The 22138-nt window shown below is 29.9% G+C and carries 17 protein-coding genes and 1 other RNA gene; 14 read left to right on the plus strand and 4 right to left on the minus strand.

The window, feature by feature from the left end:
* The 9 genes from RHP49_16215 (at position 1) to RHP49_16255 (ending at position 12440) form a co-directional block, all read left to right on the plus strand.
* Positions 1 to 690: a TIGR00730 family Rossman fold protein gene (locus tag RHP49_16215; protein WNH12420.1), complete on the plus strand. Its 690-nt coding sequence runs from the start codon at positions 1 to 3 to the stop codon at positions 688 to 690.
* A gap of 206 nt (positions 691 to 896) precedes the next feature.
* Positions 897 to 3635, plus strand: coding sequence for a metalloprotease (locus tag RHP49_16220; protein WNH12421.1), 2739 nt, complete (start codon positions 897 to 899; stop codon positions 3633 to 3635).
* Positions 3636 to 3805: 170 nt separating this feature from the next.
* Entirely contained in the window at positions 3806 to 6217 is a 2412-nt protein-coding gene (locus tag RHP49_16225) for a thiamine pyrophosphate-dependent enzyme (protein ID WNH12422.1), read from the plus strand.
* Positions 6218 to 6293: 76 nt separating this feature from the next.
* Positions 6294 to 6557 carry a DUF202 domain-containing protein gene (locus RHP49_16230; GenBank protein ID WNH12423.1) on the plus strand — a complete coding sequence of 88 codons (264 nt, stop codon included), beginning with the start codon at positions 6294 to 6296 and terminating at the stop codon, positions 6555 to 6557.
* The gene (locus RHP49_16235; protein WNH12424.1) at positions 6558 to 7028 is read left to right on the plus strand and encodes a hypothetical protein; all 471 of its coding nucleotides are present in this window, start codon (positions 6558 to 6560) and stop codon (positions 7026 to 7028) included.
* 120 nt (positions 7029 to 7148) lie between these two features.
* On the plus strand, positions 7149 to 8534 hold the full coding sequence (locus RHP49_16240) for a hypothetical protein (GenBank protein WNH12425.1): 1386 nt from the start codon (positions 7149 to 7151) through the stop codon (positions 8532 to 8534).
* 291 nt (positions 8535 to 8825) lie between these two features.
* Positions 8826 to 11252, plus strand: coding sequence for a phenylalanine--tRNA ligase subunit beta (gene pheT / locus RHP49_16245; protein ID WNH12426.1), 2427 nt, complete (start codon positions 8826 to 8828; stop codon positions 11250 to 11252).
* A 2-nt stretch (positions 11253 to 11254) separates the two neighbouring features.
* Positions 11255 to 12112, plus strand: a complete 858-nt coding sequence (locus tag RHP49_16250) for a phosphatase PAP2 family protein (GenBank protein ID WNH12427.1) — start codon at positions 11255 to 11257, stop codon at positions 12110 to 12112.
* A 91-nt stretch (positions 12113 to 12203) separates the two neighbouring features.
* Positions 12204 to 12440 carry a DUF2007 domain-containing protein gene (locus RHP49_16255; GenBank protein WNH12428.1) on the plus strand — a complete coding sequence of 79 codons (237 nt, stop codon included), beginning with the start codon at positions 12204 to 12206 and terminating at the stop codon, positions 12438 to 12440.
* A gap of 77 nt (positions 12441 to 12517) precedes the next feature.
* Here the strand turns inward: RHP49_16255 and RHP49_16260 are convergent, their stop codons facing one another.
* The gene (locus RHP49_16260; protein ID WNH12429.1) at positions 12518 to 14137 is read right to left on the minus strand and encodes an ABC-F family ATP-binding cassette domain-containing protein; all 1620 of its coding nucleotides are present in this window, start codon (positions 14135 to 14137) and stop codon (positions 12518 to 12520) included.
* Positions 14138 to 14425: 288 nt separating this feature from the next.
* Between RHP49_16260 and RHP49_16265 the strand changes: the two genes are divergently transcribed.
* Positions 14426 to 15853 carry a hypothetical protein gene (locus tag RHP49_16265; protein WNH12430.1) on the plus strand — a complete coding sequence of 476 codons (1428 nt, stop codon included), beginning with the start codon at positions 14426 to 14428 and terminating at the stop codon, positions 15851 to 15853.
* 2 nt (positions 15854 to 15855) lie between these two features.
* On the opposite strand, the gene RHP49_16270 is transcribed toward RHP49_16265, so the two are convergent.
* Positions 15856 to 16659, minus strand: coding sequence for an SDR family oxidoreductase (locus tag RHP49_16270; protein ID WNH12431.1), 804 nt, complete (start codon positions 16657 to 16659; stop codon positions 15856 to 15858).
* A 123-nt stretch (positions 16660 to 16782) separates the two neighbouring features.
* Positions 16783 to 16881, minus strand: an RNA gene (gene ffs, locus RHP49_16275) — signal recognition particle sRNA small type.
* An 88-nt stretch (positions 16882 to 16969) separates the two neighbouring features.
* Between ffs and RHP49_16280 the strand changes: the two genes are divergently transcribed.
* Positions 16970 to 18004 carry a glutaminyl-peptide cyclotransferase gene (locus RHP49_16280; protein WNH12432.1) on the plus strand — a complete coding sequence of 345 codons (1035 nt, stop codon included), beginning with the start codon at positions 16970 to 16972 and terminating at the stop codon, positions 18002 to 18004.
* A gap of 129 nt (positions 18005 to 18133) precedes the next feature.
* Here RHP49_16280 and RHP49_16285 read toward each other — a convergent pair whose 3' ends face one another.
* Entirely contained in the window at positions 18134 to 19276 is a 1143-nt protein-coding gene (locus RHP49_16285) for an MFS transporter (GenBank protein WNH12433.1), read from the minus strand.
* Positions 19277 to 19532: 256 nt separating this feature from the next.
* On the opposite strand from RHP49_16285, the gene RHP49_16290 reads away from it, so the two are divergent.
* The 3 genes from RHP49_16290 (at position 19533) to RHP49_16300 (ending at position 22137) form a co-directional block, all read left to right on the plus strand.
* Entirely contained in the window at positions 19533 to 20111 is a 579-nt protein-coding gene (locus RHP49_16290) for a YceI family protein (GenBank protein WNH12434.1), read from the plus strand.
* Positions 20112 to 20158: 47 nt separating this feature from the next.
* Positions 20159 to 21427 carry a hypothetical protein gene (locus RHP49_16295; GenBank protein ID WNH12435.1) on the plus strand — a complete coding sequence of 423 codons (1269 nt, stop codon included), beginning with the start codon at positions 20159 to 20161 and terminating at the stop codon, positions 21425 to 21427.
* Positions 21428 to 21555: 128 nt separating this feature from the next.
* Positions 21556 to 22137 (plus strand): hypothetical protein, encoded by a 582-nt coding sequence (locus RHP49_16300; GenBank protein WNH12436.1) that lies wholly within the window; start codon positions 21556 to 21558, stop codon positions 22135 to 22137.
* Position 22138 lies beyond the last annotated feature (1 nt).

The following is a 22138-nucleotide window of genomic DNA, read 5'->3' on the forward strand; positions in this document are numbered from 1 at the left end:
ATGGTAACAGAACATCACCCTAAAGGCTGGAACGAAATAAAAACAAACGATTCTTGGGCTATTTTTAAAATTATGGGCGAGTTTGTCAATGGTTTTGAAAGAATGAGCAAAATTGGACCTTGTATTTCCATATTTGGTTCAGCAAGAACAAAACCAGAAAATAAATACTATAAACTAGCAGAAAGTATTGCCAAAAATATTGTAGAATCTGGTTACGGTGTGATAACTGGTGGAGGACCTGGTATTATGGAAGCTGGTAATAAAGGTGCACATTTAGGAGGAGGAACATCGGTTGGGTTGAATATTGATTTACCTTTTGAGCAACATGATAATCCTTATATCGATTCTGACAAAAGCTTAGATTTTGATTATTTCTTTGTTAGAAAAGTTATGTTTGTTAAATATTCACAAGGTTTTGTAGTAATGCCTGGAGGTTTTGGAACTTTAGACGAACTGTTTGAAGCTATAACACTTATACAAACTCATAAAATTGAAAAATTCCCTATAATTCTAGTAGGCACCGATTTTTGGACGGGACTTATGGATTGGGTTAAATCTACACTTTTAGAGAAATTTAGTAACATAAGCGCTAAAGATTTAGATTTAATTCATCTGGTAGATACTGAAGATGAAGTAATAAATATATTAGATGCTTTCTATAAAGATTCAAGTTTAAGTCCGAATTTTTAATACATCTTTTTTATGTTTTAATACACTTCATTTGAATTAAAAAACTAAACCGTCTTATTTTGCTATATTGCAGAGCCTTGAATAAATTATTAACCTTTTAATGTTATTTTAAATTGAAATTACGCCTTTTTATTTGCACCATATTTATCCTAATTTTCTTTGCAGGCTTTGGGCAAAATAAAATTGATTTAAAGGCTGTTTTTGATATGGAGTCTAAACAGATAAAAATATCACAAACTATTCAATACCAGAATACTTCAAATAATGTATTAGATACCATTTATTTAAACGATTGGAACAATAGTTATTCAACAAAAAAAACACCACTAGCCCTTAGAATTGCAGATGAATACAATAATGATTTTCATTTAGCAAAAAATGAGGATCGAGGTTTTTCTGTAATTACTTCAATCAAACAGGATAATGAATATTTAGAGTTTAATCAAATAAAAGGTCAAACAGATGTTATTAAAGTTATATTAAAAAAATCACTTAAACCCAATGACTCTTATACTTTAAAATTAGAATATTTAGTACAAATACCTAACGATAAATTCACAAGCTATGGCTATACAGACTTAGGGGATTTAAATTTAAGATATTGGTATATTACACCTGCTATTTATAATGGCGAATGGCAATATTATAGTAATAAGGATTTAGATGATTTATACATTCCAAAAGCTGATATTACATTAGAAATTGAATACCCACTTGGATATACTTTAACTTCAGAATTAAACACAAGTAGCAAGTCGGAAACTACTGAAAAACAAATAATTAAGCTAGAAGGAAAAAATAGAATTAACAACAAGCTATTTTTAAACAAAGCACCTAATTACAATACCATTCAAACAGAAGAATTCACCATAGTTTCTAATATTAATGATGAAGGTTTAGAGGTTATCGATAAAGTTTTAATTACTGAAAAAATAACAAAATTTATATTAAAAAACTTTGGAAAATACCCTCATAATAAACTTCTTTTAACAGATATTGATTATAATAAAGATCCCATTTATGGTTTAAATTTTTTACCTAAATTCATTCAACCCTACCCTAATCATTTTCAATACGAACTAAAATTATTAAAAATAGCATTACACAATTACTTTGAAAACACACTTTTAATTAATCCTAGAAAAGAACATTGGTTATTAGATGGTCTTCAAATTTTCTATCTAATGAATTATGTAGACGAGCACTACCCTAACATGAAATTTCTAGGATCATTCGCCGATTTTTGGGGAATGCGTTCTTTTCATGCGGCCGATATGCGTTTTAACGATAAGTATGTTCTTGTTTTTATGCTTATGGCTAGAACTAATAAAGATCAACTTTTAACCATGCAAAAGGATTCTTTATTAAAATTCAATAAAAACATTGCTAGTAAGTATAAAGCTGGGATTGGTTTTAAATACTTAGACGATTTTATTAATAGTCATGTATTAGAAAACACTATAACATCCTTTTTAACTCAAAATAAACTTAAAGAAACAACAACAAAAGACTTTGAAACCTTTTTAAAATCTAAAACAAATAAAAATATAGACTGGTTTTTTACAGATTACCTTACCACTCGAAAAAAAATAGATTTCAAAATAAAAAAAGTTATAAAAACGGATGACTCTATAACATTGACGATTAAAAACAAACGAGATAATAGTATGCCCATTTCGTTATACACTTTGAATAACGATAGTATTATTTCAAAAAGATGGATTGAAAACATAACAGAAAGCAAAACCATCACAATTCCTAGAGAAAATGCTAATAAGCTCGTTTTAAATTACAATGAAATTATACCAGAAGTAAATTTAAGAGATAACTGGAAATCATTAAAAGGCTTCTTCTTTAATAATAAACCATTACAATTTAGACTTTTTAAAGATATTGAAGATCCGCACTATAATCAAGTGTTTTTTATGCCTATAGCAGAGTTTAATAATATTTATGATGGATTCACACTAGGTATGAGAACCTATAATACCACCATTTTAAGAAAACTTTTTAATTATAAATTTGAACCTGTATACGCTTTTAAATCTAAATCCTTAACTGGTTCGGCAGCAATTTCTAAAATTCATTATTTACAAAATAGTGGTCTATATTATATTAATTATGGTGTTGTGGCAAGTTATTCCTCATATGCTCCAGATTTGTTTGTTAAACAAATAACACCATCCCTGACCTTTTTATTTAGAGAAAAAAATGATTTCAGATCTAATAAACGAAAATCATTAATTTTTAGATATGTAAACATTCAACGAGATAAAGATGCTAATAATATTTTGGCTAGTGACGAGCCAAATTATAGCATATTTAATGCACGGTATATACATTCAAACGACAACTTAATAAATTTTAAAAAATGGCGTACAGACCTTCAAATTGCTAAAACATTCAGCAAGGTATCTTTTAATTACGAATACAGAAGGTTGTTTCAAAGTAATAGACAATTAAACTTACGTATGTATGCTGGGGCATTTTTAAGTAATAAAAATGATGCTAGTTCAAATTATTTTAGTTTTGCTTTAGACAGACCAACTGATTACTTATTTGACTATCCCTATCTGGGACGATCTGAAGCTTCTGGTATTTTTAGTCAACAGTATATAACTGCAGAAGGTGGTTTTAAATCTAAACTAGATACACCCTTCGCAAACCAATGGATTACTGCTGTAAATAGTAGTACAACATTATGGAAATATATATTATTTTATGGTGATATTGGTCTAGTAAAAAACAAACATAAATCACCTCATTTCGTTTACGACTCTGGTATAAGAATTAATTTAGTTACCGATTATTTCGAAATTTACCTACCACTATACTCAAACTTAGGCTGGGAAATAGGGCAGCCTAATTATGATGAAAAAATCAGATTTAAGTTTACCGTAGACCCTCAAGCACTTTTAGGATTATTTAGAAGGCGTTGGTTTTAAACGAAACCAAATTACATAATTCACATAAAAAAAACAGTTTTATTAGTTTATTTATAGTTTAAGTTATTTTTATTAAATTATTTTAAGAATAATTCAATAATTTTGATGTTTATATAATTGCAAAAAAGAGAAACTTTGTCTACTTTTGCAAAAGTGAAACTATACTAAATATGCAAACAATTCCAGACTTGAAAAACAATATTTCATTTGAAGACTTTAAAACAGAGGTATTAAATGATTATAAAATTGCAATAACAAGCAGAGAATGTAGTTTACTTGGTCGTCGTGAAGTATTAACGGGAAAAGCCAAATTTGGTATTTTTGGAGATGGTAAAGAAGTTCCTCAATTAGCCATGGCAAAAGCCTTTTTAAAAGGCGATTGGAGATCAGGATATTATCGCGATCAAACTTTTATGATGGCAATTGGTGCATTAACTATCGAACAATTTTTTGCAGGTTTATATGCTAACACCAATTTAGAGTTAGAACCTATGTCTGCTGGTCGTCAAATGGGGGGACATTTTGTAACGCATAGTTTAAATGACAACGGTAGCTGGAAAGATTTAACTAAGCAATACAATTCTAGTGCTGATATCTCTCCTACTGCAGGTCAAATGCCTCGCTTGCTAGGTTTAGCACAAGCTTCAAAAATTTACAGACAAGTAGATGGGATTAATACTAATAATTTCTCAAACAAAGGAAATGAAGTTGCTTGGGGAACCATTGGTAACGCTAGTACAAGCGAAGGTCTTTTTTTTGAAACCATAAATGCTGCAGGTGTATTACAAGTACCTATGGTTATTAGCATTTGGGATGACGAATATGGTATTTCTGTGCATGCCAAACATCAAACAACAAAAGAAAATATTTCAGAAGTATTAAAAGGGTTTCAACGAAATAACGAACAAAAAGGTTTAGAAATTTTACGCGTAAAAGGTTGGGATTACCCTAACCTTATAGAAACATATCAAGAAGCTTCTACTATTGCTAGAGAAGAGCATGTACCTGTTTTAATTCATGTTTTAGAATTAACACAACCTCAAGGTCATTCGACCTCTGGTTCTCACGAACGCTATAAAAATGCTGAGCGATTAGATTGGGAAAGCAAAAATGATTGCAACGCTAAAATGAGACAATGGATTATTGAAAGCGGCATAGTTACCAATGAAGCTCTTATTGAAATTGAAAGAGCTATAAAACGAGATGTTAGAGAAGCCAAAAAAAATGCTTGGACAACGTTTTTAAAACCCATTCAAAAAGAACAACAAGAACTTCTTTCCATATTAACTCAAGTAGCATCATCTAGTGTTAATGGTGTATTTATTAAAAAACTTAAAAATTCGCTTGCTACCATTGATGAGCCAACAAGAAAAGATATATTATCTACTGCAAGAAAAGTATTAAGATATACTATTGGCGACATTTCATCTGAAAAAAAATTACTCAGTAATTGGGTTGATGCGCTTTTTGAAAAAGCACAGCCTAAATTTAGTTCACATTTATACTCTGAAACGAACCGATCTAATATTCTTATTAAAGAAGTAAAACCTAGTTATGATGATGATGCACAAGTAGTAGATGGTCGTATCATTCTTCGTGATAATTTTGATGCCATTTTCCAAAATCATCCCGAAAGCCTTGTTTTTGGAGAAGACACAGGTAATATTGGTGATGTAAATCAAGGATTAGAAGGCTTACAAGAAAAATATGGTGAATTACGTGTAGCCGATGTTGGTATACGTGAAGCAACTATTATAGGTCAAGGTATTGGTATGGCGCTTCGTGGATTAAGACCCATTGCAGAAATACAATATTTAGATTATATATTATACGCTATTCAAATTATAAGCGACGATTTAGCAACAACACATTATAGAACCAAAGGTAAACAAAAAGCACCGCTAATAATTAGAACAAGAGGACACAGACTAGAAGGTATTTGGCATTCAGGATCTCAAATGGGCGGTATTTTAAACTTAGTAAGAGGCATACACGTTTTAGTTCCTAGAAATATGACAAAAGCGGCAGGTTTTTATAACACACTTTTACAAGGAGACGATCCTGCAATTGTAGTTGAATGTCTTAATGGTTATAGGCTAAAGGAAAAATTACCTAATAATTTAACAGATATTAAAACACCAATAGGCGTTGTAGAAACAGTAAAAGAAGGTACAGACATTACTTTAGTATCTTATGGCTCTACACTTCGCATAGTAGAAGAAACAGCAAAAGATCTACTTTCTATTGGTATTGATGTTGAGATTATTGATGTACAATCACTATTACCTTTTGATTTAAAGCATGATATTGTTAAAAGTATTGCCAAAACCAATCGTGTAATGATTATTGATGAAGATGTACCAGGAGGTGCTTCGGCTTATATTTTAAATGAAATTTTAAATACTCAAAAAGCATTTAAATATCTAGATAGCGAACCAAAAACACTAACAGCTAAAGCGCATAGACCTGCTTATGGTAACGATGGCGATTATTTCTCAAAACCATCTGCCGAAGATATATTTGAAGCTGTTTATGAGGTAATGCACGAATTAAATCCAGCCGATTTTCCAAAATTAAGATAAAATCAAATCTTAATAAAATACATATAAACCATTACACTTGTGATGGTTTTTTTATATTTATAAACAAATGAAAATAATGGATAAAAACCCACCATTAATAACTAGAGATTGGTTAGCCATAGAACGAACAAAACTAGCTAACGAAAGAACTTTTTTAGCCTATTTTAGAACGTTTATTGTGTTTTTAGGAACAGGAATAACACTCCTAAAATTAGAGTTTTTTTCTGAAATTAAATCGTTTGGTATCATTTTATTAGCAATTTCTCCTGTAATATTAATTATTGGATTATTACGATTATTTTCAGTAAAGCGAACTATTAAAAAACATTATAAACTATAAATGAAAGCAGTCTCAGTAGTTACAATAAAGAAAGAATTACAACACCTTTCTTCAAATGAATTAATGGAGCTATGCTTACGTTTATCTCGATTTAAAAAAGAAAATAAAGAACTTCTTACCTATTTATTGTTTGAATCTGCTGATGAAGATGGGTATATACAAACTGTTAAAGCCTACATGGATGATGAATTTGAATTAATTAACAGAGATAGTTATTTTTACATTAGAAAAAGTGTTCGTAAAATTCTTAGAAATGTAAAAAAGTATATTAGGTATTCACTCAAAAAAGAAACAGAAGTAGAACTACTACTCTACTTTTGCCAAAAACTAAAATATTTCGAACCCAGTATTAAAAGAAGCACACAACTTCAAAACATGTATCATAGACAACTAGTGCTTTCTAAAAAAATTATAGCGTCTTTACATGAAGATTTGCAATATGATTATAATGTAATGCTTGAAGATTTGTAAGGTGTTAAAAACTTTTTATGTAGATATAAGATTACATATTGATTTTCTAAATTAAAAAAGCTAATTTCGTTTAACATATTAAAACGCTTACATATCAAGTCGTTACATAACATTATCAATATGAGAGGAATAATCGTTCTATTTTCGTTTATCATATCTATCACAGATGTAAACGCCCAGAAAAAGGTTAGTTATTTGCTTACCCCGCAAGCAGACTTAAATAAAGTAACAATTCAAATCACTTTTGATGAGCTTTCGGTCAGTGATGCTAATTTAGTAATTCCAAGAAGTGCACCGGGAACCTATATTCTGACAAACTACATAGCTTTTATTGATGATGTTGTTGGTTATACAACTAGTGGTAAGCAGTTGCCAGGGATGATAGGGGACGGAAGCTTCTTTACATTTGAAGAAAGTAATGATCTTCTGAATAAGGTGAGTTATACGGTCGACATACAAAAAATGGAAATTGATTTATTAGATGCCTCCACGAGTTCCAAAGCCAGAAAAGACTATATGGGACTGTTTGGGTATTCAGTATTTGGATTTATTGAAGGACTGGAAACAGAGGCCGTCAATCTAACGATCAATACCGACCCTTCATGGCCTATTTTTAGTACCTTAAGACCTGATACCAACCGAAAATACGGAACGGATAGTTATGAGGCTGAAAACTATGCCACACTGGTTGATGCTCAGTATCTCTTAGGTAAAGGCGTTCAGGTGATTCGAGTTGAAGAAGCACAAATTCCTTTATTTGTAGCGGCCTATGCTGCGACAACCTATGATTTGGAAGGTATCGGGAATACAGGTTTATTATCGCTGCAGAAACTTGCTGATTATTTTGGATACATTCCCATGCCTCATTACACCTTAGTTTATGAGTTTCTTAAACCAATTTCAGAAAGACATGACTATGGTTTTAATATGGAACATCTAAATAGCATGACAGCACACAGGGATATTTCCCAGGAATATAATCCCAATAGAGATTTAGGAACTATCATACACCATATTGGCCATTCATGGGTTCCATTAAGATCCTGGGGAGAAGGGTACCGACCATTTGCATGGCAAGTGGCCCCGCTAATCGAAACAATCTGGCTGAATGAGGGATTTATATGGTATGTTTCTTTCCAGCAAATCTTCAGCGACGAGGGAATATTAAATTGGTGGAAATCCAACATGGACAATGCTCCGGATTTTATAAAAAACAAAACCTTAAAGGAATTATCTCTTCTGGGTTCAACCCAATATGCCTCTGATTTTAGAATAGGGAAAAATCTTTTTTCAAGAGGAGCTTTAATGGCTTATGATTTAGATGAATATATTCAAAAACAAACCAACGGGGAAAAATCCTTTAAGGATGCTATGCTTGGATTGCTTAACTGGTCAAATGAAAATCAAAGAGCATTTAAATTCAATGAGATTGAGTCAATAATATCTCAGGCAACTGGTGTAGATTTAAGTCCGATATGGAATAAATGGCAAAATGTACCGAAATAAGTAAAACGTTATGTAACATTTTGTATAAGTAATGACAGGCAATGTATTTAATATCAGGGTTTGTAGCCGATCAAACTGCTTAGCAGTTTGACAGATAAGTATCACCCAATCTGCCACTACTCATAAAATTTACCGTTAAACGAACACATCATAATTTTTCAGTTAACAACTAAATTTAACATACAATAAAGCTTTTTAATATTTATTTTTTTTAACCTCACAAATTGCAACGCTTTGTTTGAATGCTAGCAGCAATATTTTATCTTTGCGTGCTTAATACGATAATGATTTATGAAGATTTCATACAATTGGATAAAACAATTCTTAAAAACAGATTGGACTCCAGAACAAACTAGCGAATTACTTACTGATTTAGGACTAGAAGTTGAAGGTATTGAAGCCTATCAATCTGTAAAAGGCGGATTAGAAGGTGTAGTTGTTGGCGAAGTTCTAACCTGTGTAAAACATCCAAACGCAGATAAACTTAAAGTAACGACTGTAAATATTGGTTTAGAAACTCCTATACAAATTGTTTGTGGTGCGCCAAATGTTGCGGCAGGACAAAAAGTACCTGTTGCTACTATAGGAACTACATTATATACTGAAGAAGGGGAAGCGTGGACTATTAAAAAAGGTAAAATTAGAGGCGAAGAAAGCCATGGTATGATTTGCGCCGAAGATGAATTAGGCTTAGGAAAATCTCATGATGGTATTTTAGTTTTAGATGATGCGCTAAAAGTAGGCACACTAGCTGCCGATATTTTTGATATTGAAAACGACCAGGTTTTTGAAATTGGATTAACACCAAATAGAGCCGATGCTATGAGCCACTTTGGAACAGCACGCGATTTAAAAGCTGGTTTGGTACAAAAAGATATTAATTTAGAATTAATTACGCCATCGGTAAGTGCGTTTCATGTAGATAGCCGCATTCTAAAAATTGACGTTGATGTAAAAGATAAAGATTTAGCTCCACGTTATTGTGGGGTTACTATTTCTGGTTTAAAAGTAAAAGAATCTCCAGCTTGGTTACAACACCGATTAAAAGCAATTGGTTTAAGTCCTATAAACAATATAGTTGATGCTACAAATTATGTATTACACGATTTAGGTCAGCCATTACATGCATTTGATGCTGTTAAAATTTCTGGAAATAAAATTGAAGTTAAAACGCTAGAGGCTGGTACTAAATTTGTGACTTTAGATGGTGTTGAACGCGAATTACATGAAGATGATTTAATGATTTGTGATGAGGATAAGCCCATGTGTATTGCCGGTGTTTTTGGAGGCATTAATTCTGGAGTTACAGAAACTACAACAAGTATCTTTTTAGAAAGTGCTTATTTTAATCCTGTTAGCATTCGTAAAACAGCTAAACGTCACGCGTTAAACACCGATGCATCTTTTAGATTTGAACGTGGTATTGACCCTAATATTACTGGATATGCATTAAAACGAGCTGCTTTATTAATTCAAGAACTTGCAGGAGGAGAAATTACAAGTGATATTATTGATTTTTATCCTAATAAAATTAAAGACTTTGAAGTTCGTTTAAGTTTTGAAAATGCAGAAAAACTAATAGGGGAAGAAATTCCTAAAGAAACTATTAAACAAATTTTATCTTCATTAGATATAAAAGTAAACAATGTTACAGAAACAGGATTAGGCTTAACGGTTCCTGCTTTTCGTAATGATGTAAATAGAGAAGCCGATGTTATTGAAGAGATTTTACGTGTTTATGGATATAATAATATAAAAACCACCGAAAAATTAAATGCATCTATTTCTTCAACCTCTCGCTTTGAAGATTATAAAATTCAGAATGTTATTGGTAATCAATTAGCTTCACAAGGCTTTTTTGAAATTCTTTCAAATTCATTAACAACGCCTAATTACGCTGCATTAAGTGAGCAATTAAAAGAAGAACATAATATTTCAATGCTTAACCCTTTAAGTAATGATTTATCTGTTTTAAGACAGTCCGTACTATTTTCAGGATTGGAAGCGTTGTCTTTTAACATTAACCGAAAACGAGCAGATTTAAAGTTATTTGAATTCGGAAAAACCTATCATGGGTATAATGATAAGCGTGAAGAATACAAACATTTAGGACTATTTGTTACAGGAAATCAATCGCAAGAAAATTGGTTATCACCATCTAAAAAAAGTGATTTCTTTTATCTAAAAGGAACTATTACTACTATTTTAGAACGTTTGGGTGTGTCTCGATTTAATGAAGCCCCAACAGGAAATGATTTGTTTAGCGAAGGTTTAAGTTTTAACCAAGGAAAAACAAAGTTGGTTGACTTTGGTATAATTAAGAACTCTATTTTAAAACATTTTGATATTTCACAAGAAGTATTATTTGCAGATTTTAATTGGGATGCCATTTTAGAAATTATTAAAAGAAATAAAATCACATTCAAAACCATTGCAAAATATCCAGCTGTTAAAAGAGATTTTGCTTTATTATTAGATGATAATGTTTCCTTTGAATCTATATATAAATTAGCAAAACAAAGCGAAAAACAATTACTTAAAAGTGTTAATTTATTTGATGTTTATCAAGGTAAAAACTTACCTCAAGGTAAAAAGAGTTATGCCGTTAGTTTTACGCTTCAAGATGAAAACAAAACGCTTAACGACAAGCAGATAGACAAAATAATGTCTAAATTACAATCTAGTTTTGAAACTCAATTGGGAGCAGAGTTAAGATAATTTTGAGGCTTAAAAACTATATTGTCTTTTTTATTGTTTTTGGTACTATTTTTAAAATAAGTGCACAACAAAATGTGCATAAAAAAGTCAAAATTATAGATACCACATCTATAGGTAAATTGGCTCTTTATGATTTAACGAAAAGTATTAAAAGTGTTGGCTATTCATTTTCTAGACCATTTCATTGGCAAAAAAAAGATTTAACAACACTAGGAGTTATTGCTTTTTCTGCTGTATCTATATCAACTATTGATGATGAAGTAAGTGCTCTTTTTATTAAAAACGAGCCCCATGTACCTAATTTATTTCAAGAAGTTGGTACGCGATTTGGAAGTCCTCAAGTCTATTTTATTTCAAACGCAGCATTATATGGCATAGGATTATTTACAAAAAACGAAAAATTAAGAAGAACGAGTGTTTTAATCATCTCTTCCTCTTTTACAACTGGATTAATACAAAGTTTCTCCAAAACTGCTATTGGTAGAGCTAGACCTGGAGGGGAATATAAAAGTAATAATTTTAAATTTTGGTCAAATGAACCCAAATTTCACTCATTACCATCGGGGCATACGGTATTATCAATAACGATGGCTCATGCCATCGCTAAGCAATTTAATAATACATGGTCTAAAGTTGGGGTTTATACTTTAGGGTCTATTGCTCCTATCTCTAGGTTATTTGCTGGAGCACACTGGTTAACAGATATTGGTGTCGCAACAGCACTAAGTATTGCTGTTGTAGATGGCGTTGATAAATTTTTGTTTAAAACAAAAGCTTATGATTTAACTAAAAAGCAAAAAACTATTTCTTGGAATTTAACTTATAGCGGAAACAAAATAGGCTTTATAGGTACTTTTTAAATCATAATGATGCGTTAAGTAATTACTTCTTAAATTACTATTTTATTCAAAAATGTTGTATCTTTAAAATAAGACTTTAATAAACGTTATCATGAACGATTCAAATTATATTAAAATTTATACTGGAGACTTAATCATTGTACAGCGTATAGTTTCTGAACTAGAAAAATTGAATATTATTCCTGTGCTTAAAGATCAAACTGACTCTGGTTTGCTAGCTATATTTGGAACATCAAATTCAATTCTTAAACAGGTTTACGTTCATAAAGATGAATTAGATAAATCTACTCCAATTATTGAAAGTATTACTTCGCAATTAAAAGATTAATTTGCTTTTTAATTACAAAAGGTTGCTCTGAATACATTCAAAGCAACCTTTTGTTTTATATTAACTCTTTAAAAAAATTAAATAGTATACATTTTGTCACGCAATTCTTTTATTTTTTTGTCTTGCATGTATTCATCAAATGTTGTGTAGCGATCTATTACTCCATTTGGTGTTAATTCTACTACTCTATTACCAACAGTTTGTGCAAACTCATGATCGTGTGTTGTGAATAAAATAGTGCCTTTAAAATTCTTTAATGAATTATTAAATGCAGTAATACTCTCTAAATCTAAGTGGTTTGTTGGCTCATCTAGCTGAAGTACATTCGCTCTAGTCATCATCATTCGAGATAACATACAACGTACTTTTTCTCCTCCAGATAATACGGATGATTTTTTGAAAGCCTCTTCTCCACTAAAAATCATTTTTCCTAAAAAGCCACGAATATTAACTTCTTCTCGCTCCTCTTCGGTTTGCGCCCATTGACGCAACCAATCTATAAGCGTTAAATCGTTATTAAAAAATTCGCTGTTATCTAATGGTAAATAAGATTGTGTTGTTGTTACACCCCAAGCAAACTTACCAGAATCCGCTTTTTCTTTATCATTTAAAATTTGATAAAATGCTGTTGTAGCTCTCGAATCTCTAGAAAAAACAACCACTTTATCTCCTTTAACTAAATTTAAATCAATATCTTTAAATAATAACTCACCATCAATTGAAGCACTTAAGCCTTCAATATTAAGAATTTGATCTCCAGCTTCTCTATCGCGTTCGAAAATAATAGCTGGGTAACGACGACTTGTTCTTCTAATATCTGCGATATTAAGTTTATCAATCATCTTTTTTCTACTTGTAGCTTGCTTGCTTTTGGCAACATTGGCAGAAAAACGACGAATAAACTCTTCTAATTCCTTTTTCTTCTCCTCAGCTTTTTTGTTTTGTTGTGCATGCTGTCTAGCTGCTAATTGAGAAGACTCATACCAAAACGTATAATTACCTGAAAAGTGATTAATTTTCCCAAAATCAATATCTGAAATATGTGTACAAACGGCATCTAAAAAGTGTCTGTCATGCGATACAACAATAACACAGTTATCATAATTTGCTAAAAAGTTTTCTAACCATGAAATCGTTTCATAATCTAAATCATTGGTAGGCTCATCCATAATCAAAACATCTGGATTTCCAAATAAAGCTTGTGCTAATAGCACACGTACTTTTTGTTTCCCGTCTAAATCGGCCATCAATGTATAATGAAACTCTTCTTTTATACCTAAGTTTGATAACATGGCAGCAGCATTACTATCTGCATTCCAACCATCCATCTCCTCAAAGCGCACTTGAAGCTCTCCTATTTTATCAGCATTTTCATCAGAGTAATCAGCATAAAGGGCATCTATTTGAGTCTTAATTTCAAATAAGGGTTTGTTCCCCATTAAAATAGTTTCTAAAACGGTATGTTCATCATATAAGTTATGATTTTGTTCTAATACCGACATACGCTTGCCCGATTCTAAGGATACATGTCCTGAAGTAGGGTCTTGTTTTCCTGAAATAATCTTTAAGAATGTGGATTTACCAGATCCGTTAGCACCAATAATACCGTAGCAATTGCCATTATTAAATGTGGTATTTACTTCATCAAAAAGAATGCGTTTTCCGAATTGAACAGAAAGGTTTGATACTGATAACATATGGGTTGTTTTATATTTAACTCAGATATTTTTATTATAAATATGAAGGACTTCATAAACTTTCAAATTAATAAGACTTACTCCTTGACATATTCCTTTTTTGAAAGTTTGTGCAAAAGTAAAAAAATCAATTGGTAAGACGAAACATAGTTTATCTATTTTTATGTAATACCCCTTTGGTATTAGCCATTTTAGTTATGAAACATTTAACAACGCATTAACAGGACTTTATAAATACAAGCTATATTTTTGTTAGTATTAAGTATGTAATACTTTGCAGAGGGACTTATGAAATTATTTATATCAATTTTTATAACATCAATTATACTTTTTGGATGCAAAAACAATTCTAATAAAGTAGAAGATAATAGTGCTTTTTTTGGTGGTGAAATTATAAATCCTAATAATAATTATATAACACTAATAAAATCTAAAACTGTTATAGACACTATTAAACTAGATGGAAGAAATAGATTTATAAAAAAAATTGATAACCTAAAAGCAGGTATTTACACTTTTAAACATGGTGGTGAATTTCAAATAGTTTTTTTAGAACCAAATGATAGTCTTCTATTAAGGTTAAACACTATAGATTTTGACGAATCTTTGGTGTTTACAGGCGTTGGTGCAAAAAAGAACAATTACTTAATTAATGATTTCTTAGAAAATGAAAAGATTGAAAAAAATATTTATAAGTACTGCCAATTAAATCCAGAATCCTACCAAAGAAAAATAGATTCATTAACTTTTTTAAAAAAAGAGAAACTTCTTGGTTTTGTTAAAAAATATAAACCGTCTGGTTTATTTCAAAAAATAGCAAAAACAAACAATGAATATAACTATTATATGAGCAAAGAAGTCTACCCACTTTGGCACCATGGTGATAGCAAGGAAAATATTTTAAAATCATTACCTAAAGATTTTTACAATTACAGAAAAAATGTAAGTTATAATGATAGCTTACTAAAAGACAATAATTTTATTTATAACAATTTTTTAAAGTCTAGCTTTAACAATCTTGCATTGCAAAAACATTTTGATCATCATCAAAATGACAATAAATTTAGAAGAAGTGATTTATGCTATAACATGGATAGACTTAATCTTATAGATAGCCTAGTAATTAATTCGTATATAAAAGAAGATTTACTATATCATTTCGCCGTAAACTATATAGCAAGAAGTCAGAATTTAAAAAATAATGATGTCATTTTAAATGCTTATTTAAAGAAAAGTAAGGATGAAAAAGGAAAAAAAATGATAACTCGTTTTTCTAATTCATTAAGCAACTTAAAAATAGGATCTGTTATTCCTGATGTAACCATTGTTAATTATAAAAATGATGAATTTAGCATGACTAATCTTGTTAATTCACCTACCGTTATAAGTTTTTGGTCTCACACATATTATGACCACTTTAAAGACAATCACATTAAAATAAATGATTTAAAGAAAAAATATCCTGAAGTAAAATTTATTTCTATTAATATTGATGACTTCAACATAAAAAAGTCAAAACAATTTTTAGAATCTAATCAATTTTCATGTAGTGATGAATATCGCTTTAAAAACCCTGAAGCTTCTATAGAAGCTTTTGCTATTCATCCTATGACAAAAACTATTTTAATAGATAAAAACAAAAAAATCAACAATAGTAATACCAATATATTTTCTAGAAATTTTGAGGAACAACTATTAGGTTTAATTAATAAGTAAACCTAGATTTTATAATGATTCATCAACAGTTTTTCATAAACTGTATCTGGCAAAATTCGTTTTAAAACAATAGAAAATTTCTGCATAAACTCCCCTACCTTGTAATGTACTTTAGGGTTTTTAGTATTTATAATTTTAAACACTTCTTTTGCCATTAAATTTGGATCACTACCATTATCAACATGTGTATTCATAAGATCTAAAGTATCACCATAAGGTTTTTTATAAGGAGAATCATCCAAAAGTGGGGCATGATATCTACCAGCAGCAATATTAGTAGCAAAATCACCAGGAGCTACATTTGTCATTTTAATATTAAAGCCTTTAATTTCCATTCTAAAAGCTTCGGTTAAAAGTTCTAAAGCACCTTTACTAGCACTATAAATACCTCTATAAGGCAAGCCCATATAACCAGCAATAGATGTAATATTTATTATTAAACCCGATTGTTGCTTACGCATTTGTGGCAAAACAGCTTTAATAACTTTTATGGGGCCGAAAAAATTAGTCTCAAAATTGGCTTTAATTTCTTCATCAGGAACTTCTTCAATTGGGCCTGTAATACCCGCTCCTGCATTATTTATTACAACATCTAATTGTCCTTCGGTATTAATGATAGTATTTACGGTTTGTAAAATAGTATCATTATGCTTCACATCTAAAGCTAAAATAGGAAATTTGCTGTCTGGATAATGATCTGGATTTCTACTCGTTCCATAAACTTTAAACCCTTTTTTACATAAAAACTCTCCTATAGATTTACCTATGCCAGAAGAACCTCCTGTTATTAAAACAACTTTAGCCATACTGTAATTATTTATTCTTTAAAAATACGATATTAATCATAAGATTCCCGCCTTTTGGACATGTTCAAAAACTAAAAAATCTTGATTCGCCAAAGCTTTCAAGATTTAAGTTTATTGTACAAAAAAAGGCAAGCTACCTACATCACACCGCTACGACCATTTACCTTTGCTTCGTTCCCGACCTGGAGGATTCAACAGGAGCTGGTTGTGTAGGACTTGCCGAGTGCAAAGATACAACCTTTTAAAATTTTCACAATGATTTTTTAAACTGATTTTAAATAAATATCTTGCTTGAAAATTTACAGTTCTTATGAAAATTATTAAATACTTAACAATCATATTTTTAAGTGGATTACTTATTGCTTGTGGATCAAATACAGGTCAGAAAAAAAATGATTTTTCTATTAAAACAAATGCAATAAAGGGTGATATTTCTAATAACGAAACCTTAAAACTCTCAATTGAAAACAAAAAAAATCATAAAATTGATTCTATAGCTTATACTATTGAAGGGAAACGAATAAGTGAACACATTACTTTAAAAAATCAAAAATTAGGAAAACAAACCATTCAGGCTATCATTTATTTTAATAATGAAAAACAAACCACAAATACCACGGTTACTATTTTAAATAACGAACCTCCAAAAATTTACACCTATAAAATAATTAATGAATACCCTCACGATATAACATCTTATACCCAGGGTATTGAATTTTTAAATGATAATTTATATGAAAGTACTGGTCAATACAAAGAATCTAAACTTAGACATGTTGATTATAAAACTGGAGAAGTATTAAAAAATATAGATTTAGCTGACGAATACTTTGGTGAAGGGTTAACAATATTACATGATAAAATTTATCAATTAACTTGGAAAGAAGGTACTGGATTTGTTTACGATGTTAATTCTTTTGATAAATTAAACAGTTTTAAATATGGTAATAGTAAAGAAGGCTGGGGACTATGTAACAATGACACTACAATATATAAGAGTGATGGTACCGAAAAAATATGGTTATTAAATCCTGACACTTTAGTTGAAGAATCTTATATCCAAGTATATACAAACAAAGGAAAAATTATAGGGATTAATGAAATGGAATGGATAAATGGAACCATTTACGCAAATCGTTATCAAAAAGATGGTGTTGCTATTATCAATCCTAAAAACGGCGCTGTAATAGGAGTTATAGATTTTTCTCCTTTAAAAAAATTAGTAACACAACATGCAGGTTTAGATGTACTTAACGGTATAGCTTATAATTCAACAACAAAAACAGTTTTTGTAACTGGAAAACGCTGGGATAAATTGTTTGAAGTTGAAATTATTGAGAAGTAATATTCACTTTTTTTTACATTCTAAAGTTTACCTTTTTTGCCTAAGGTATTAATGATTCTCTCTATTTATATTTCTATAATAATAAAATCGAAATTTTAGAACTAAACCAAAGCCTTTTTTGGGTAACTCCTAATTATTCTTCGAATGATACTTAAAAAACGAATAAGACACAGGAATAAACATAAAGCCTAGAATTACAAAAACTAAAAATGCTTTTTGTAAATTAAAAGCATGTGCTAAATACCCTATTAATGGTGGTCCTAATAACATTCCGAAAATGGCATACGTAGTTATTATAGATACTGCCATTCCTGGTGAATATTTTTTGGAAGTTCCTGCTAAAGATATTGTTACAGGAAAAATGGCAGCTGTTCCAAATCCAACCAAACAAAACCCTAATAAAGCTGACCAAAAATAAGGAAATAAAATAGCTATTAACATGCCTACCGAAATGAGAACAGAACTTAAAATATATGTTTTTTGTAAACCTATTTGATTTACTATTCGATCTGAAAAAAATCTGGAAAATGCCATGGTTAGCATAAACACAAGATAGCCATAAGTAAAGACCTCTTCGTTTACAACTTCTTTAAAATATACTCCACTCCAATCAAACATACCACCTTCACATATAGCTCCTAAAAATATTAAAATACCCAAATACAAAATAAACGGATCGGGCTTTCCTAGAATTAATTTATTTCCGGATGATGATTTATCATTCCTTAATGTGTATTTATATGCTATTAAGGCTATTAACAATACTAGTATTGAAATAATAAGTAAGTGTATTTGAATAGAAATATTCATTTTTACCATTAATGTAGAAAACCCTACTCCTATTAATCCTCCTGTACTCCAAAGTCCGTGAAAAGCTCCTACAACACGTTTTTCAAACTTTTGCTGTAAGGTTATAGATTGCGTATTTATAGAAATATTTATAATACGCATACAAAATGAAAAAAAACATACTGCAACTACTAGTAAAAAAGGAGTTGTTGCCAACCCTATTAGGGTTAGTGATATAGAAAAAAAGACAAAAGCTACTATTAATGGTACTCTACTGTCAAATTTTGATATTAACCAACCAGAAATAGGCAATCCTATTAGAGAGCTTATTGGCATAGCTAAAAGTATGGTTCCTAATTCAGCTTCATTAAAATTAAAAAAAGATTTTATTGTTGGAATTCGAGACGCCCAAGTAGCAAAACAAATACCTGATAAAAAAAAGTATGTGCTTAGTGCTATGCGCTGTTTAGTTCTTAATTCCATTTTACTTAACCAATTTTTTAAGCTGCAAAAATAATATAACAATATCTTATAGACTCATAAATAGATTCTTAATTATAGTTTGGCTAAATGATAATATTGACTCACAAAAAATAGCATTTAAAATAAGCATTTAATCACTATTAATTTTCTAAACGAGAAAATAACTTAATTATTAAAATGTGACTAAAATCATATTTTATTACATGTAATCTGACAAACTTTGCAGTGTTATTTAAAACCAATATAAGTTATGTTAATGTATAAAAACCCAAAATTAAAGTTACTCCGTCTATTAGTGTTATTCTTTTTTACGGTAAGCTTAAGTCAAGCCCAACAATACGATTTAAATAATAAAGAATCGGTTTTAACTGTACTAGGAACATCTAGTTTACATGATTGGCATATTACAAGTGAAAATCAGAGTGGGAAAATAGTCTTTACTAATCTTAATACCTGTGAAATTGAATCCCTTAATATTTCCATAATTGCTGAAAGCCTGAAAAGTGGAAAAAGTTCTATGGATAAAAACACGTACAAAGCGTTAAAAACAAATAAATATAAAGCAAACACCTTTCAACTAGTTAAAATAAAAGAGGTTAAATACAATGGTAATGGGAAGTTTTCTGTAAAATCTTTAGGAGATTTAACAATTACTGGAGTTAAAAAACAAATCTCATTAGATTTTAATATGAACATTACCAGCGATAAAATAAGTCTAGTAGGAGAGAAAAAAATAAAAATGACCGATTTTAATATCGACCCTCCTAAAGCATTGTTTGGTACTATCACAACTGGCGATGATTTAACAATAGAATTTTCAACCATATTTAGATAAATTTAAATTAATACTTAAATCGAAATTAACACTTAAACTTAAAAATTATGAAATCAACTTTAAAAAATGTAATCCTATTAGGAGTAATACTAACTAGTTTTAGTTTTTATGCTCAAAACAGAAATTTAGACAACTATAGACAACCCGATAAAGATGGTTTGCATGTATTTGAAGCCAAAAAAGATAGCGTATCAACTTTTAATGCTGTAAAAGTTAGATTGGGTGGTGCTTCTACATTGCAATATCAAGCCATAGACAATGATAATTCAAAAACTACACCTATAAAAGAAATTGGTAGTAACTTTAATTTAGCAACTGCTAATTTAGATTTAGATGTAGCACTTTATGATGGTGTAAGAATGCATTTAAGAACGTATTTATCATCAAGACACCACCACGAAACTTATGTTAAAGGAGGCTATTTCCAAATTGATAAATTAGACTTTATTAGTGAAGGCTTTATGAGCGATTTTATGAAGCACGCAACTATAAAAATTGGTCATATGGAAAACAACTACGGTGATGCTCACTTTAGAAGAAGTGATAATGCTCAAACGTTATTTAATCCATTCGTAGGGAATTTAATAATGGATTCTTTTACTACTGAAGTTGGAGCAGAATTGTTCTACCAATGTGATAGTGGATTTTTAGGAATGGTTGGTTTATCTAATGGTAAATTAAACCAAAATGTTAAAATATCTAACGGAACAACTGGTGGTGCTGCATTTTTAGCAAAATTAGGTTATGATAAACAAATCTCTGATGATTTTAGATTTAGATTAACAGGTTCTTTATATAATACAGGATATGCACAAAGTGTATATTTATATACTGCGGATAGAGCTGGCTCTAGATATTATGACATCTTACAAGCAGAATCAGCTAGTAAAGATGATTTTAGATCTGGACGTTTTGACCCTGGTTTCAAAAACAAAATTACTGCAGTTATGATTAATCCTTTCATAAAAACTGGTGGTCTTGAATTATTTGGAACTATAGAGTTAACTTCTGGAAAAGAATTAAGTGAAGATGACAGAAGAAAAACACAACAATATGCTGGTGAACTTATTTATAGATTTGGTAATAATGAAAACCTATACATAGGAACTCGTTATAATACTGTTAGTGCAGAATTATCAAGTGGAGATGATGTAACTATTAATAGATTTCAATTAGGAGCAGGTTGGTTTATGACTAAAAACATCCTAATGAAAGTAGAATATGTTAATCAAAAATATAATGATTACCCAACAGCAAATCTTCTTGAAGATGCTAAGTTTGATGGACTTACATTAGAAGCAGCAATAAGCTTCTAAAAAACAAAAATTAAATTATAATTACAAGTCTCAATTGCTAATGAGTTAGTTTAAATAAGATTATTTAAATTACTATAACTATTGAGACTTGTTTTAGTTTATACTATATTTATATAAAAAATGAGGGTATGAAAAAGAGTATCATTTTTATTTCAGCTATCTTTTTATTATCATTTACAACTAAAAAATTAGTAACAAATACTTCTATTTTAATAGTTCCTGAAAGCACGTTAATTGTAAAAGGAAAAACCAATGTCAATAAATTTGATTGTATTTATAATATTCAAAAAATAAAAAACCCAATCCCTGTTTTTTTTGAAATGAAAGAAAACAAAATGGTTTTTGAAAATACTGAGCTTGTTTTAGAAAATGAATGTTTCGATTGTGGTAATAAAATGATAAATAAAGACTTTCAAGACTTATTAAAATCAAAAACACACCCTGACATATTTTTAAAACTTAAAGAACTAGAAAAACTCAGTGAAAATGATTCTGTTTATCATGCTAATTTAGAATTAGAAATTGCTGGTAAAACAAAAGACTATCAGATAGCCGTAGTATTAGAACAAGAAAAAGATTTAATTGTTAAAGGTATTTTATTATTAAATATTTGCGATTTTAATATTGAGCCTCCTAAAAAGTTTTTAGGAATTATTACTGTGAATGAAATTATTGAAATTAATTTTCAATTACTTATAACAGAATCCTAAT

Source organism: Flavobacteriaceae bacterium HL-DH10 (assembly GCA_031826515.1).
Taxonomy (GTDB): Bacteria; Bacteroidota; Bacteroidia; order Flavobacteriales; family Flavobacteriaceae; genus Thalassobellus; species Thalassobellus suaedae.